Genomic DNA, 13,508 nt, shown 5'->3' on the forward strand with positions numbered 1-13,508 from the left:
TGGCGACATGTTCCGCACTCTCACGACACTTCCCGTCCGGCCACCCGCTGGATATCGTGAATGCGGAGCCAATACTTGAGCGCACCTTTCTTGCGGGGACGATACAAGCCCCCAGGTCTGTTTCACGGTGAAAGAACTGATCGGTAACGAGCCATCTGCACGCACCGATCCATGTTCTGACACGAGGAGATGAATGATGAGCACGCCTGCAACGACGGCCGGGTCCGATTCCGCCCTGCCGCAGACCGAGGCCGAGATCGACCAACTCCGCAAGGAGATCGACCGCCTCGATGCCGAGATTCTCGCCGCCATCAAGCGCCGCACGGAAGTCTCCCGGATCATCGGCCGGACGCGGATGGCGTCCGGCGGGCCGCGGCTCGTCCACGCCCGGGAAATGAAGGTGCTCGAGCGCTTCAGCGAACTCGGCCAGGAAGGTCACACCCTCGCCATGCTGCTGCTGCGCCTCGGCCGCGGCCGCCTCGGCCACTGATTCGGCCTGTTCCCGGCCGTAGAGCTCGCCCCCCGAACCCCGCGGCGATCGCAAGACCGTCGCATTCCAGAAGGCCGCCCCGGGTGTGCAGACCCCGGGGCGGCCGTTTCATGTCCGCGCAGCCGTGATCCTGTCCATGTTCGCGGACCATCATCCGGCTTTCTCTCGACCACCGACCGCTGCCACCTCGGTCCAGAGGTCACACCTGAGCCGTGTCGAAATATTCGACGGTCAGCGGTGCCCGCCGGAGTCGATCGTGCCGCGTGATCGAGCATCTGCCTTGGTCGGTGCGAGCCGCTCGCGCGCCAGGGCGGCTGTGGTCAGGTGAGGGCGATGTACTTGGTGGACAGATACTCCTCGATACCCTCGGTGCCGCCCTCCCTACCGAAGCCGGATTCCTTGACGCCGCCGAAGGGGGCTGCGGGGTCGGAGATGACGCCGCGATTGACGCCGACCATCCCGGACTCCAGCCCCTCGGCGATCCGCAAGGCGCGGTCGAGGTCACGGGTGTACACGTAGCTGACCAAGCCGAATACGGTGTCGTTCGCGGCGGCCAGACCTTCGGCCTCGGTCTCGAATCCGACAATCGGGGCGACCGGGCCGAACACCTCCTCGCGCAGGATCCTGGCCCGCGCCGGTATATCGCTGAGGACGGTCGCCGGGTAGAACCAGCCGGGTCCTCCGGGCGCCTTGCCGCCGAGCCGCACCCGAGCGCCTGCCGTGACGGCGTCGTCGACCAGTTCGCTGACCGTGTTGAGCTGATCCTCGCTGATCAGCGGGCCGAGCGTGGTAGCAGGGTCGGTCCCCGGTCCGAGCGTCACGCTGCTGGACATTGCCTCGACAAGTTTGGTGGTGAACTCCTCGAGTACGCCGCTCTGCACATGGAACCGATTGGCCGCCGTGCACGCTTCGCCGCCGTTGCGCAGCTTCGCAAGAAGCGCCCCGGCGACCGCGCTATCCACGTCGGCGTCGTCGAACACCACGAACGGCGCGTTGCCACCGAGTTCCATCGAGGTGCGCAGCAGCCCATTCGCGGACTGCTCCACCAGCTTCTTGCCGACCTCGGTGGAGCCGGTGAAGGTCAACTTGCGCAACCGAGGATCGTCGAGCAGCGGCTTGGTCACCGCGCTCGATCGACTGGAGGTGATCACCGACAGCACGCCGTCGGGCAGACCGGCCGCACCGCACAGCTTCGCCAGCAGCAACATCGTCAGCGGCGTGGCCGAGGCGGGCTTGACGATCATCGTGCAGCCCGCCGCCAGCGCGGGGCCGATCTTGCGAGTCCCCATTGCCAGCGGAAAGTTCCACGGCGTGATCGCCAGGCACGGGCCCACCGGCTGTTTGTGCACAATGATGCGACCGGCGCCGGACGGGGCGTGCAGGTAACGCCCGTGCACCCGCACAGCCTCCTCGCTGAACCACCGGAAGAACTCGGCGCCATAGCGAACCTCGTTACGGCTCTCCGGCAGGGCTTTGCCCATCTCGAGGGTCATCAGCAGCGCGAACTCCTCCGCGCGCGCGGTGATCTGCTCGAACACCTTCCGCAAGATCTCGGCCCGATCACGCGCGGGCACCGCCGCCCACTCGGCCTGTACCGCGACGGCCGCGTCCAGCGCACGCACGGCATCCTCCGGAGTCGCGTCCGCGACCTGCGTCAATACCTCACCGGTCGCCGGATTGTGCACTGGGAAGGTGCCTGCGCCAGTGGCATCGACGGGTCCGCCGATCCACAATCGCTTCGGTACGGATTCGAGAACCTCACGTTCGGACACCATGGGGCAAGCCTAGGCGGCCTGCCCGATCGACGCCGTCGAGCGACATCGGCGGCGCATATCAGCACCCTCGATTCCGTCGATGCTCGGTCGATAGCACACTCCACGCACGAAACCGGCACGATTCGGAACAGAAATATCGCACCCGGAGCAAGACTGGTCGGCTCGGCACAGTCGGCACCGGCACGACGACACCACATCGTGACCCTCTCGGCGAAATCCCGGTGTGACATCGAGTCCTCAGATCACGCACGCGGCAGGCGCCCGACTCTCCGAAGGCTTTTCGTGCACTCCGCGGTGCCTGCTTGTACTCTCGGCGAACGTGAGCAGCGACATCACCGCGACGGCGGCATGGCGGAAACTGCACGATCACTACGGCGCCGTTTCCGGACGACACCTGAGGGAGATCTTCGCTGACGATCCGGTCCGAGGCAGCGAACTGACCGTCCGGGTGGGCGACCTGCACATCGACTACAGCAAGCACCGCGTGACCAGGGAAACCCTGCATCTGCTCGTCGAATTGGCGGACGAGGCGGGCGTGCCCGAACGCAGAGACGCGATGTACCGGGGCGAGCACATCAACACCTCTGAGGACCGCGCAGTCGGCCACGTCGCGTTGCGGATGCCCGAAGGCGAGACCGTGGCCATCGACGGCGTCGACGCGGGCGCCGAGGTGCATGACGTGCTGCGCCGAATGGGCGAGTTCACCGACGCGGTACGCTCCGGGGAATGGCGCGGCGCGACCGGGGAGCGCATCACCACGATCGTGAACATCGGCATCGGCGGTTCGGACCTGGGCCCGGTGATGGTGCACCAGGCACTGCGGCACTACGCCGACGCGGGTATCGGCGCCCGATTCGTCTCGAATGTCGATCCGGCGGACCTGGTCGCGAAGCTCGACGGACTCGACCCGGCGACCACCCTGTTCGTCGTGGCCTCCAAGACCTTCGCCACGCTGGAGACGTTGACCAACGCGACCGCGGCTCGGCGCTGGCTGGTCACCGCGCTCGGCGCGGAGGCGGTCGCCAAACACTTCGTCGCGGTGTCCACCAACACCGACCGCGTGGCGGAGTTCGGCATCGACACCGCCAATATGTTCGGCTTCTGGGATTGGGTCGGCGGCCGCTACTCGGTGGACTCGGCCATCGGGCTTTCGGTGATGGCAACGATCGGCAAGGAGCGCTTCGCGGAGTTCCTCGCCGGAATGCACACGGTGGACCAGCATTTCGCGTCCGCGCCGCTGGCGGCGAACGCCCCGGTGCTGCTCGGCCTGCTCGGTGTCTGGTACTCGAACTTCTTCGGCGCGCAATCGCATGCGGTGCTGCCCTATTCGAACGACCTCGGCCGCTTTCCCGCCTACCTGCAACAGCTGACCATGGAGTCGAACGGCAAGTCGGTGCGCGCCGATGGCACCCCGGTCACCACCTCGACCGGCGAGATCTTCTGGGGCGAACCGGGAACCAACGGCCAGCACGCCTTCTATCAGCTACTGCACCAGGGCACCCGCCTGGTGCCGGCCGATTTCATCGGGTTCGCCCGTCCCACCGATGACCTGCCTACCCGCGACGGCACCGGCAGCATGCACGACATCCTGATGAGTAACCTGTTCGCGCAGACCAAAGTGCTCGCATTCGGCAAAACCGCCGAGGAGATAGCTGCCGAGGGCACGGGCCCGAAGGTGGTGCCGCACAAGGTGATGCCGGGCAACCGTCCGACCACCACCATTCTCGCGCCACAACTCACCCCGTCGGTGGTCGGCCAACTCATCGCCCTCTACGAGCACCAAGTCTTCGTCGAGGGCACCATCTGGGGCATCGACAGCTTCGACCAGTGGGGCGTGGAACTCGGCAAGCAACAAGCGCTCGCCCTCGCTCCATTGCTCACCGCTGCGGAAGAACCTGAGCCGCAGGATGACTCGTCCACCGACACGCTCATCCGCTGGTACCGCGCGAATCGCTGACATCGGCCGGGTGCGGCTGAGCGGCCGCTACTGCCCACCCGGTCGACTGCCTCGCCAGCCGCCCACCGTCGGTTTTCGAAGTCGCCTTCAGCGGGAAGTCCTGCGCAGTCGAACTCGGCGTCGACCTGGGTCGCATCGCCGAATTCATGGACTACCCGGCGTGAGTTCGATCGACTGGGAACGGGCGCCCCCAACACCCGCCTCGGCGGGTCTTGCGGCTGGTCGCGGTCGCGGTGTCGGTGATCCGGCGCATCTGCTCGACCATCGAGCACGGGGCAGCACGAACCGGCCCAGGTGCTCGCGCTGCACGATCAACAGCCGCGGCACTGTCCACATACGGCTGGGCCCGTTTGCCGCACCTCGACTTCGAACATTTACACCCACTTTCCGCGACACCGCTACTTCACTCGACCGGTGGTAGGTGGAGCTCCCGCCGCTGAGGAATGTTGTGCGATGAGCATCCCTCAGCATTCGGCGACCGAGTAACGTCCGCAATTCTCGCGCAGTATCAGATCGGCGCGTGCCCTGGTCGTCGCGATCAGGTCCGCGTTGCGCAGATCGCTGTCGCGCACCTTCGTCGCCGCGGCCGCCGGTGTGCGGCCACCACCGATATGCCTGCGCAGCAGGCGATCTTCGATCACTTCTCGCGGCGCGTCCAGGTACCAGCATTCGTCGAGCAGGGTTCGCACCGCCGACCACATCCGGCCCTCGAAGTCGTCCAGCAACAGATAATTGCCCTCGGTGAGCACGATGGACTGCTGGTCGAACACCACACCATCGGGTACCGGCGCGTCGATGGTTCGGTCGAACGTCGGCCAGGCGACTGGTTCTCCGACCGGCGTGCTGCGCAGCCGATGCAGGCCAGCCACGTATCCCGCAACGTCGAAGGTGTCCGGTTCCCCTTTGCGCGCGAAACTTCCCCTGGCACACAACACGTCGTTTGTCAGGTGGTAGCCGTCCATCGGCGCGATCTCGGCGACGGCCGCCCCCGCCTCGGCATCGATCGCCTTCCGCAACAAAGCCGACAATGTCGACTTGCCCGCTCCGGGCGGACCCGCGATACCCACGAGATACCGGCCTCGGCCGACCCGATCCAACACCCGCCGCGCCAACCGGTCCACCGGTCTCTCAGCGAATTCCCCAGCCACCGCCGCACCATACCGCCTTGTGACCTGCACATCACGGCGGCAGAACACGACGAGAAGTTTGTCAGACGAACGCGCGCTCGATGATGGCGCCGGTATCCACCCCGACCGGCAATGTGCCGAACGCGATGCCCCAGTCGTCGCCGAGCCGGGTGGCGCAGAAAGCGTCGGCGACGGCTCGGTGGCCGTGCCGGACCAGTTGTGCGCCCTGCAGCACGAGTGCCATCAACTCGACGACGCGCCGCGCTCGGTATTCGATGTTGTCGAGGTCGGACAGTTCCTTGCCCACCCGGGCGATCGCGTCGTCCAGTCGCGGGTTCTCGCCCTTGGCGAGCGACACCTCGTTGAAGTACGCCTCGACGGTATCGGGTTGACGACCCATGGCGCGCAGAGCATCCAGCGCCGCGACGTTGCCCGAGCCTTCCCAGATGGACATCAGCGGCGCCTCCCGGTACAGCCGAGGCATACCGGACTCCTCGGTATAGCCATTGCCACCCAGGCATTCCAGTGCCTCGGCCGCGTGCGCGGGCGCCCGCTTGCATACCCAGTATTTGGTGACCGCCAACGCGATGCGCCGCAGCGCCGCTTCGGCCGGGTCCTGCGTGGCCCGGTCGGTGGCACCGGCCAGGCGCATCATCACGGTGGTCGCGGCGTCGGATTCGATCACCAGGTCGGCGAGCACGTTGCGCATAGCGGGCTGGTCGATCAGTGCGGCGCCGAACGCCTTCCGATGCCTGGCGTGGTGCACCGCGTAGACCGCGCCGACCCGCATACCGGTGGCCGAGCCGATCACGCAGTCCATCCTGGTGACATTCACCATCTCGATGATGGTTTTGATGCCGGCGCCCTCCGCGCCGACCAGCCAGCCGGTGGCGTTCTCGTACTCGATCTCGGCGGACGCGTTGGACTTGTTGCCCAGTTTGTCCTTGAGCCGCTGGATCCGAATCGGATTGCGGCTGCCATCCGGCAGCACCCGGGGCAGCAGGAAACAGGACAGGCCACCGGGTGCCTGCGCCAGCGTGAGGAACATGTCCGACATCGGTGCCGAGGTGAACCACTTGTGTCCCACGATCCGGTACGAACCATCCGGTCGCGGGGTCGCGGTGGTCGTGTTGGCGCGGACGTCCGAGCCGCCCTGCTTCTCGGTCATCGACATGCCCGCGATGAGTCCGGCTTTGGTGGACGGTTCTCGCAGACCGAAGTCATAGATGCGGGAGCCGAGCAACGGTTCGTATGTCGCCGCCAGATCCGCGTTGTGCCGCAGCGCGGGCACCACCGCATAGGTCATCGAGATCGGACATGTGTGGCCCGCGTCGGCAACGCCCCAGGTGTAGAACTTCGCGGCGCGTGCCACGTGCGTGCCAGGACGGTCCTCCAGCCACGGCGTGCCGTGCAGGCCGTGTTCGACCGCGACTTGCATCAACTTGTGCCAGTGCGGATGGAACTCGACCTCGTCGATACGACGGCCGTAGCGATCATGGGTGCGCAGCACTGGTGGGTACTCATTGGCCAGCCTGCCCCATTCCTGCGCCTCGGACCCACCCGCGAGCGCACCGAGCTCCCGGACCTCCGGTTCCGCCCAGCCCGCACCTTCCCGGTGCAGCCCCTCGATCAACGCGGGATTGCGCGAGACGTCGAACGGAACGATGTCGGGTACCTGGTTGAAGACTTCATGTGTCCGCATATGACACTCCTTGTTCCGACCGAGCGCCGAGTACGCCCGGGTCCGCACGCACCCCCAGCGCGCGCACAGCGAAAGCGACTAGTTCGGGGACGACGGATTCCCCCTGTGACGCGTCGGCCAGCGGGCCGACCAGCACTTCGCCCAGCGCGCCGACCAAGGCGGCCGCGCTGAGCTTCGAGTCTTGCGGCGGCAGTTCACCCCGGGAAACCCCGTCGGCCACTGCCGATTCGAACACCTCCGCAAAGGCGAGCCGGAAGGTCAACCGTTCGCTGTCGACGACGGTGTCGACCGGTTCGACAAGCAGCACGTAGGCCAGTTGCGGGTTCTTCAACGCACGACCGGCGAAGGTCTCCACCGCGGCGGTCACCCGCTCGACCGCCGTCCCGACGGCGCCGGCCTCGGCCACCGCCGCGACCTCACCAGCGACCACCTTGCGGAAGACCGCGCTGATCAGGTCGGTCTTGCTGTTGAAATTCTTGTAGACCGTGCCGGTGGCTACGCCCGCCTCGGCCGCGACCGCCGCCATGGACAGCGCCGCGTACCCGCCACGGGACAGGACTTTCGTCGCGGCCTGCAGGATCAGCCCCGCTTGTGCGTCCAGGCGGGCCTGCACGGCGGGAGTTCTGCGGTAGGCCATACAAGAAGTGAACCATCGATTCATTTCTTCAACAAGGGCGCTTTTACGGCGTATGGTCGAGCGCGTGACCGTACTGATCGAACGCAACGGCCCCGTGACGACGGTGATCCTGCACCGCCCCGAGGCACGCAATGCCGTCGACGGACCGACCGCGGCCGCGTTGGCCGACGCGTTCCGTGAGTTCGACGCCGACCCAGCGGCGGCAGTCGCTGTCCTGTGGGGTGACGGCGGGACCTTCTGCGCGGGAGCCGACCTGAAAAGCCTCGGCACCGAGCGGTCCAACCAGGCCACCGAGGACGGCGACGGGCCGATGGGACCGACCCGGATGCGGCTGTCCAAACCGGTGATCGCCGCGGTCTCCGGGTTCGCCGTGGCGGGTGGGCTCGAGTTGGCACTGTGGTGCGATCTGCGTGTCGCGGAGCGGGACAGTACCTTCGGCGTGTTCTGCCGCCGTTGGGGCGTCCCACTGATCGATGGCGGCACCATTCGCCTGCCGCGCCTCATCGGCACCGGCCGCGCCATGGACCTGGTGCTCACCGGACGTCCGGTTGGCGCCGAGGAGGCCCTGCAGATGGGACTGGTCACCCGGGTGGTGCCGACCGGCGAAGCCCGCAGCGCCGCGGAGGGACTCGCCGCGGAGCTGGCCGCGCTGCCGCAGACCTGCCTGCGTTCGGATCGGATGTCCCTGCTCGAGCAGGACGGGATGACCGAGGAGTCCGCGCTGCGCAACGAATTCCGGCACGGGCTGCGAGCGCTGGACAACGGTGCGCTCGACGGCGCACAGCGGTTCGCGTCGGGCGCGGGCCGACACGGCGCACCCACCTGAGCACGATGGGACGCATGAGCGTCGTCGACGAGATCTTTCTGCGCACCCACCGCGGGCTGGGCACCCCGATCGCCCTGCAAGGGCTGTGGCGCACCGCCGACCGGGTCGATCCAGCGCTGTTGGCACAGGTGCACTCCGCCCTTCGTTCAGGACCGCTGGGGCGCAGGGTGAGTCGGCCGCGGGTACCCGGCGCCCGCCGGTCCTGGCAGCGCAACACCCGCGCCCATCAGCTCGTAAGCACCGAGGTCGTGCTGTCCGACACAGCTCTACTGGACTGGGCCGACGCACAGGGCAGCGACCTCGACCCGGAATTCGGTCCAGGGTGGCGCCTTTCGAGCGCCAGGTTGACCAATGGCGGCTCGATCATCGCCCTCACGTGCTCGCACGCCCTTGCCGACGGCCGCGCGCTGGTGCTCGCCGTGGACCGAGCGCTGGGTAGTCCCCACCCGGAGGTGTCGGGATCGGGGGCGAGCGACTCGGATTGGTTCGATGCCTTGCGCCAATGGTCGATTGTTCTGCGCGGCACCGCTGCCGCGATCCGTCGCGGCATTCCCCGCAACCCCGCCGCCACGACTCGGGCGCCGGAGCCGGCGATACCCACCGGACCGGTCACGCACAGTGCGATCCTGCAATGCCCGGCCCCGGAGTGGGATCGGGTCGCCGCGACCACCGGCGGTACGGCCAACAGTCTGTTCATCCAGCTCGTCGCGACCATACTGTGGCACAGCGGATTTCCGAACAACACCATCGAAGCCAGCCTTCCCGTCGACACCCGCGACGAACCCCAGGTCGACAACGACCTCGCCATGACGGAGATCGCGGTCGTCCGCGGCGACACCCCCGCGACAATCCGCGCATCGGCCAGATCCGCCTACGAGCGGCGGATCCACGCACCCGGCGGTATCCCTGAGGAACTACTCCAGGTGATCCCGGACCGCTGGGCCCATGCGTTGTCCAGAGGCGCGGGTGAGCGAGACATCCTGTGCTCCAATATCGGAACATTGCCCGCCACGCTGCGGGCCCTGGGTCCGCACCGCTGCACCGGCGTCGCCGCCCGCGCCATCCATCCCGATCTCACCGCTGCACAACTGCCGCGCACCAGACTTTCCGGCTACCTGTGCCGCATCGGTGACGATTATGTGCTCAGCCTGGTCAGCCTGGACCCGGCGCGCATCGAATCCGCCGCCGCGCTACGCGCATTGGCGCTGCGCACGACAACCTCAGTCGGGCTGTCGGCATACGCGTGGTGAGGTCGGCGCACGAGGTCATCGCCGTTGTCGAACCGTGCGCAGACAGGCCGGACTCGATGGTCGACACGATCCTTACCAGCACCGTGGCCGATCGTGTCGGCAACTCGCCGGACCGCAGCGATTACTCTCGCTGAGCTGGACCTGACGGTAAAGTGCCAGTCCACACCCGCCGAACACAATCCATGACGATCGTTGGGTGCGAGGCCGCGCGTGAACTTCCGTTTCGACGACCACTCGACTGGAGCGTGATGAACCGCAAGCATTCGCGTTTCCTGGCCGTGCTCACCGCAATGCTGGTGGCTGCCACCGGCACTGTCGCCGACACGACGGCCAGCGCGGAGCCGGGGGAAATCAGTGCAGGCGGATTGCATCTGATCGCGGCGGTGAATTCGAACGCTGCCGTACCCGCCGGCGGAGATGTCCCATTCATACCTTTCGCGCACTCGGTCAAGGTGTCCGGAGACTTCTCGGTCCTCCTCGACGGAGTCTCGTCGCTGCGTAGCGGACTGATCGGTGTCGGGTATCTGATCGGCTGCGCCGTGGACCTTTCCAATGGTTTCACGATAGGTATCGCCCCGGGTGTCGGCGTCAACGCCTCGATCACACCCTTCGTCAGCCTCGACGGGGCCCTCAATCTGGAGATGGACGCTCCGCCGAGCGTCACCATCGGCGGCAGCGTCGGTGTCCAGCCCACCATCGGTGCCGAGGCGAACATGGAGTTCGAACTGGACGTGACTCTGGCCCCCGGCACTGTGACCGCCGTAATTATCGGCGCGGCGCTCCTGGATGAGGATGCGGAGTTCCCTTACACGTTCGCCCACAACAATTCCCCGTTGAATGTCAGCTCGTGTATCCCGCAGGCCTCGGCGATACCATTCATCACCGTCCGTGCCGACGCACGGAACGGCTCTTTGCAGACGACGGGTTACGGAAATCAATTCGTGTTCTGAAACGCGACTGCGGCACCCAGCCGAGCGTTCGACCGGGATGCGAGACGGTCCATAGCCATTCCCCCACGCCCCGGCAGATCGACAGGCGCATGCGGCGATCCATAACTGCTGCGCATCAACACTTTACGATCCGCGACCTCCGATGGTCCGATCACGATTCGGCGACGCGGAGGCCGATCCCGTACACGGCCGAAGCCAGCGACCGGCTCGGCACCGTCGCGGTGATCTCCGCTGTGGGCTCGATGACGAACCCGACCGAAACGATGCCCGCCATTCGTCGACTCGGCCTCGATCGACGGGAAAGCACGCCCCATCGGCGGCCGAACTCACGGTGAGCCGGGAAGCGACCGTGCGGCCGCACGGTGGACGTCACACCGGGATTGGGACCTACCGATCAGCGCACCTGAATCAAACCGGGTTCGGTCCGCCGGAGTACGTCGGATGGAACGGCGATGCCGGGTGCCAGGTCGCCGGAGTCGACCGGTGCGCCCCACATTCGACGCACCGGTAGCACGCCGGCCCATACCCCGCCCGCCTCGATATCGGCCGGGTCGTCTTGGGGATCGCCCACGCGGATCTTCACCGACGCCTCGGTGAGATCGAGGGCGAGCACCATCGTCGCGGCGAGTTCCTTGGCGCTCGGCGAGCGCACCCGTGACCAGGCGCCTGGTGCGGCGTGTTCGACAACCACCCGCAGCCCGTGGATCCGCTCGGCGGGTTCGGTGACCTCGACGGCACGACCGAGTACCACCGCGGAGCGATAGTTCATCGAGAAGTGCATGGCCGAGCGTGCGTAGACCACGCCGTCGACCAGCGTGACCGCGACCGAGACGTCCGACGCGATGGCCGCGCGCAGGTTTCCCGCACCAGTCGAGCCATGGAGGTAGAGCGTGTCTCGGTCGCGCCCGTAGGCGGTCGGCAGCACCACCGGCGCCCCGCCGAGCAGCACACCGAGATGGCAGACGAGCCCGGCGTCGAGCACCGCGTCCAGGTCGGCCCGATCGGTCCGAGCACGGTCCCGCAATCGGTTAAGTGTGCTGCGCGGTGTCGGAGACAGCGGAGGCCGTGAGCTGGCTGATTCGGTCATATGCTCAGCATCGGTCCCTCAATGGCATTATCGAAGTGCCAATCCAACGATATTTTCTCAGGCCACTATGCGAGGTGTCCCGTGCTCGACCTGCCGCTAGCCCTCGATCGAGAGCTGCCAGAACCGCTCTCGATGCAGGTCGCCGACGGGCTGCGGCGCGCGGCCGCAACCGGACTGCTGCGCAGCGGCGACCGGTTGCCGTCCTCCCGCTCGTTGGCCGATCGGCTCGGCGTGAGCCGCACCGTGGTGGCCGCTGCCTACGACCAGTTGCACGCGGAGGGCTGGATCAACGGCAGGCGCGGGTCCGGCACCTATCTGACCACCGCCCCGGCCGTAATACCCGCGCGCGACGCGGTAACCGGTAGCACCGACGGCACACCTCGGCTGTTCGACCTCGGCCCCGGCGCTCCGTGCGCCGAAGCCATGGATCCGGCCGCGTGGCGCCGGGCTTGGCGGTCCGCCGCCGATCACGCTCCGCTGGTGCGCAAGGACCGGGCAGGCGAACCGGAATTTCGCGCAGCGGTGATCGAGCACCTGTTACGCCACCGCGGCCTCGGCGCGGGAAGCGACACCGTGCTGCTCGCCACAGCCGGAACCAGTTCCGCCGTAGCCGAACTGGCCGCCGCCCTGCTGCGCCCGGGTGATGTCGTCGCGATGGAGGACCCGGGCTATCAGCGAGCGGCCGGAGCGTTCGCCGCAGTCGGGGTCCAGGTTCTTCCGGTTCCGGTGGACGAGCACGGCTTGCGTGTCGACTTGGTGCCGCCGAAGGCAAAGGCCGTGTACTGCACACCGGCACACCAGTTTCCGCTCGGCGCGCGGATGCCGGCAGCCCGCAGGGTGGAGTTGGTCGAGCACGCGCGCCGATCCGGAATCGTCGTGCTGGAAGACGATTATGACGGCGAATTGCGCTACGATGCCGCACCGCTGCCACTGCTCGCCACCATGGCTCCGGATGTCGTGGTCCACCTCGGCACGACGAGCAAGATTCTGTCCCCGAGTCTCGGCGTCGGCTGGCTGCTCGCCGCACCCGAGATCGCCGAGGCAGTGCTCACTCATCGGGAGCGGACCGGAACCAGCCCGAGTCCGGCGGGCCAGCAGGTGCTCGCGGCCTTCGCCGCGCACGGCGATCTGGCCAGGCACCTACGCCGGCTGCGCCGCGCGCTGCCACCCCGTCGCGCGCTGGTGGTGACCGAACTGGGCCGGCGTGGGCTCGACGTCGTCGGCGACGACGCCGGTTCTCATGTCGTCGTCCCGGTGGACTCGGCGCAGACCGAGGATCGCGTTGTCGCGGCGGCACAGACACGCGGCATCGCACTCGACGGCTTGGCCCGACACCATCTCGGGCCCCGCCGCGGCCACTTCGGCGTCGCACTCGGCTACACCGCCCTGTCCTGGTCAGACCTGGTCGCCGCGGTCCCGATCGCCGCCGATTGCCTGAGCCGGCCCGTAGCATGGTCCGCATGAGCGAACAGGACATCTTGGCGCGCATCAAGGATCTGGTGGACCAGGAGCACAAGCTGCGCTCGCAGGCAACCAATGGTGAACTGGATCCCAAGACCGAACGCCAGCGTCTGGCCGAACTCGAAGTGATGCTGGATCAGGCCTGGGACCTGCTACGGCATCGCAGGGCACGGGCCGACTCGGGCGAGTCGTCCGACGGAGTCCAAGCCAATTCGGTGTCGCAGGTCGAGGGCTACCTGCAGTAGC

At 67.3% G+C, this 13,508-nt stretch carries 13 protein-coding genes; 7 read left to right on the forward strand and 6 right to left on the reverse strand.

The genetic code is table 11. From position 1 onward, the window contains the following. The first annotated feature begins 196 nt into the window (after nt 1-196). Entirely contained in the window at nt 197-490 is a 294-nt protein-coding gene (locus AB0C34_RS16435; protein ID WP_357072741.1) for a chorismate mutase, read from the forward strand. 320 nt (nt 491-810) lie between these two features. Here the strand turns inward: AB0C34_RS16435 and AB0C34_RS16440 are convergent, their stop codons facing one another. Continuing rightward, nucleotides 811-2,265 carry an NAD-dependent succinate-semialdehyde dehydrogenase gene (locus tag AB0C34_RS16440; protein ID WP_357072744.1) on the reverse strand — a complete coding sequence of 485 codons (1,455 nt, stop codon included), beginning with the start codon at nt 2,263-2,265 and terminating at the stop codon, nt 811-813. 319 nt (nt 2,266-2,584) lie between these two features. On the opposite strand from AB0C34_RS16440, the gene pgi reads away from it, so the two are divergent. Continuing rightward, entirely contained in the window at nt 2,585-4,222 is a 1,638-nt protein-coding gene (pgi, locus tag AB0C34_RS16445; RefSeq protein WP_357072746.1) for a glucose-6-phosphate isomerase, read from the forward strand. A 464-nt stretch (nt 4,223-4,686) separates the two neighbouring features. Here the strand turns inward: pgi and AB0C34_RS16450 are convergent, their stop codons facing one another. From AB0C34_RS16450 to AB0C34_RS16460, 3 genes are all read right to left on the reverse strand, one after another. Continuing rightward, nucleotides 4,687-5,370: a nucleoside/nucleotide kinase family protein gene (locus AB0C34_RS16450; protein ID WP_357072749.1), complete on the reverse strand. Its 684-nt coding sequence runs from the start codon at nt 5,368-5,370 to the stop codon at nt 4,687-4,689. A 61-nt stretch (nt 5,371-5,431) separates the two neighbouring features. Continuing rightward, nucleotides 5,432-7,051, reverse strand: a complete 1,620-nt coding sequence (locus AB0C34_RS16455; protein WP_357072752.1) for an acyl-CoA dehydrogenase family protein — start codon at nt 7,049-7,051, stop codon at nt 5,432-5,434. Beyond that, complete coding sequence (locus AB0C34_RS16460; protein ID WP_357072755.1) at nt 7,038-7,688, reverse strand: TetR/AcrR family transcriptional regulator; 651 nt, start codon at nt 7,686-7,688, stop codon at nt 7,038-7,040. The genes AB0C34_RS16455 and AB0C34_RS16460 overlap by 14 nt, the downstream gene beginning before the upstream one ends. Before the next feature lie 64 nt (nt 7,689-7,752). Between AB0C34_RS16460 and AB0C34_RS16465 the strand changes: the two genes are divergently transcribed. From AB0C34_RS16465 to AB0C34_RS16475, 3 genes are all read left to right on the forward strand, one after another. Further along, nucleotides 7,753-8,514: a crotonase/enoyl-CoA hydratase family protein gene (locus AB0C34_RS16465; RefSeq protein ID WP_357072758.1), complete on the forward strand. Its 762-nt coding sequence runs from the start codon at nt 7,753-7,755 to the stop codon at nt 8,512-8,514. Nucleotides 8,515-8,528: 14 nt separating this feature from the next. Continuing rightward, nucleotides 8,529-9,764 (forward strand): hypothetical protein, encoded by a 1,236-nt coding sequence (locus AB0C34_RS16470; protein WP_357072762.1) that lies wholly within the window; start codon nt 8,529-8,531, stop codon nt 9,762-9,764. Between the two features lie 248 nt (nt 9,765-10,012). Further along, a complete protein-coding gene (locus AB0C34_RS16475; protein WP_357072764.1) occupies nt 10,013-10,714 on the forward strand; it encodes an MspA family porin in 702 nt (233 codons plus the stop codon). A 151-nt stretch (nt 10,715-10,865) separates the two neighbouring features. On the opposite strand, the gene AB0C34_RS16480 is transcribed toward AB0C34_RS16475, so the two are convergent. Together AB0C34_RS16480 and AB0C34_RS16485 are read right to left on the reverse strand one after the other, a co-directional pair. Continuing rightward, nucleotides 10,866-10,988, reverse strand: coding sequence for a hypothetical protein (locus tag AB0C34_RS16480; protein WP_357072766.1), 123 nt, complete (start codon nt 10,986-10,988; stop codon nt 10,866-10,868). A gap of 120 nt (nt 10,989-11,108) precedes the next feature. After that, complete coding sequence (locus AB0C34_RS16485) at nt 11,109-11,801, reverse strand: pyridoxamine 5'-phosphate oxidase family protein (RefSeq protein WP_357072769.1); 693 nt, start codon at nt 11,799-11,801, stop codon at nt 11,109-11,111. An 81-nt stretch (nt 11,802-11,882) separates the two neighbouring features. Here AB0C34_RS16485 and AB0C34_RS16490 point away from each other — a divergent pair, with 81 nt between their 5' ends. Both AB0C34_RS16490 and AB0C34_RS16495 read left to right on the forward strand, forming a co-directional pair. Next, complete coding sequence (locus tag AB0C34_RS16490) at nt 11,883-13,265, forward strand: PLP-dependent aminotransferase family protein (RefSeq protein ID WP_357072772.1); 1,383 nt, start codon at nt 11,883-11,885, stop codon at nt 13,263-13,265. After that, nucleotides 13,262-13,507, forward strand: coding sequence for a DUF2630 family protein (locus AB0C34_RS16495; protein WP_357072775.1), 246 nt, complete (start codon nt 13,262-13,264; stop codon nt 13,505-13,507). Before AB0C34_RS16490 ends, AB0C34_RS16495 begins: the two co-directional genes overlap by 4 nt. Nucleotide 13,508 lies beyond the last annotated feature (1 nt).

It is taken from the genome of Nocardia sp. NPDC049220 (genome assembly GCF_040647855.1).
Lineage (GTDB): Bacteria > Actinomycetota > Actinomycetes > Mycobacteriales > Mycobacteriaceae > Nocardia.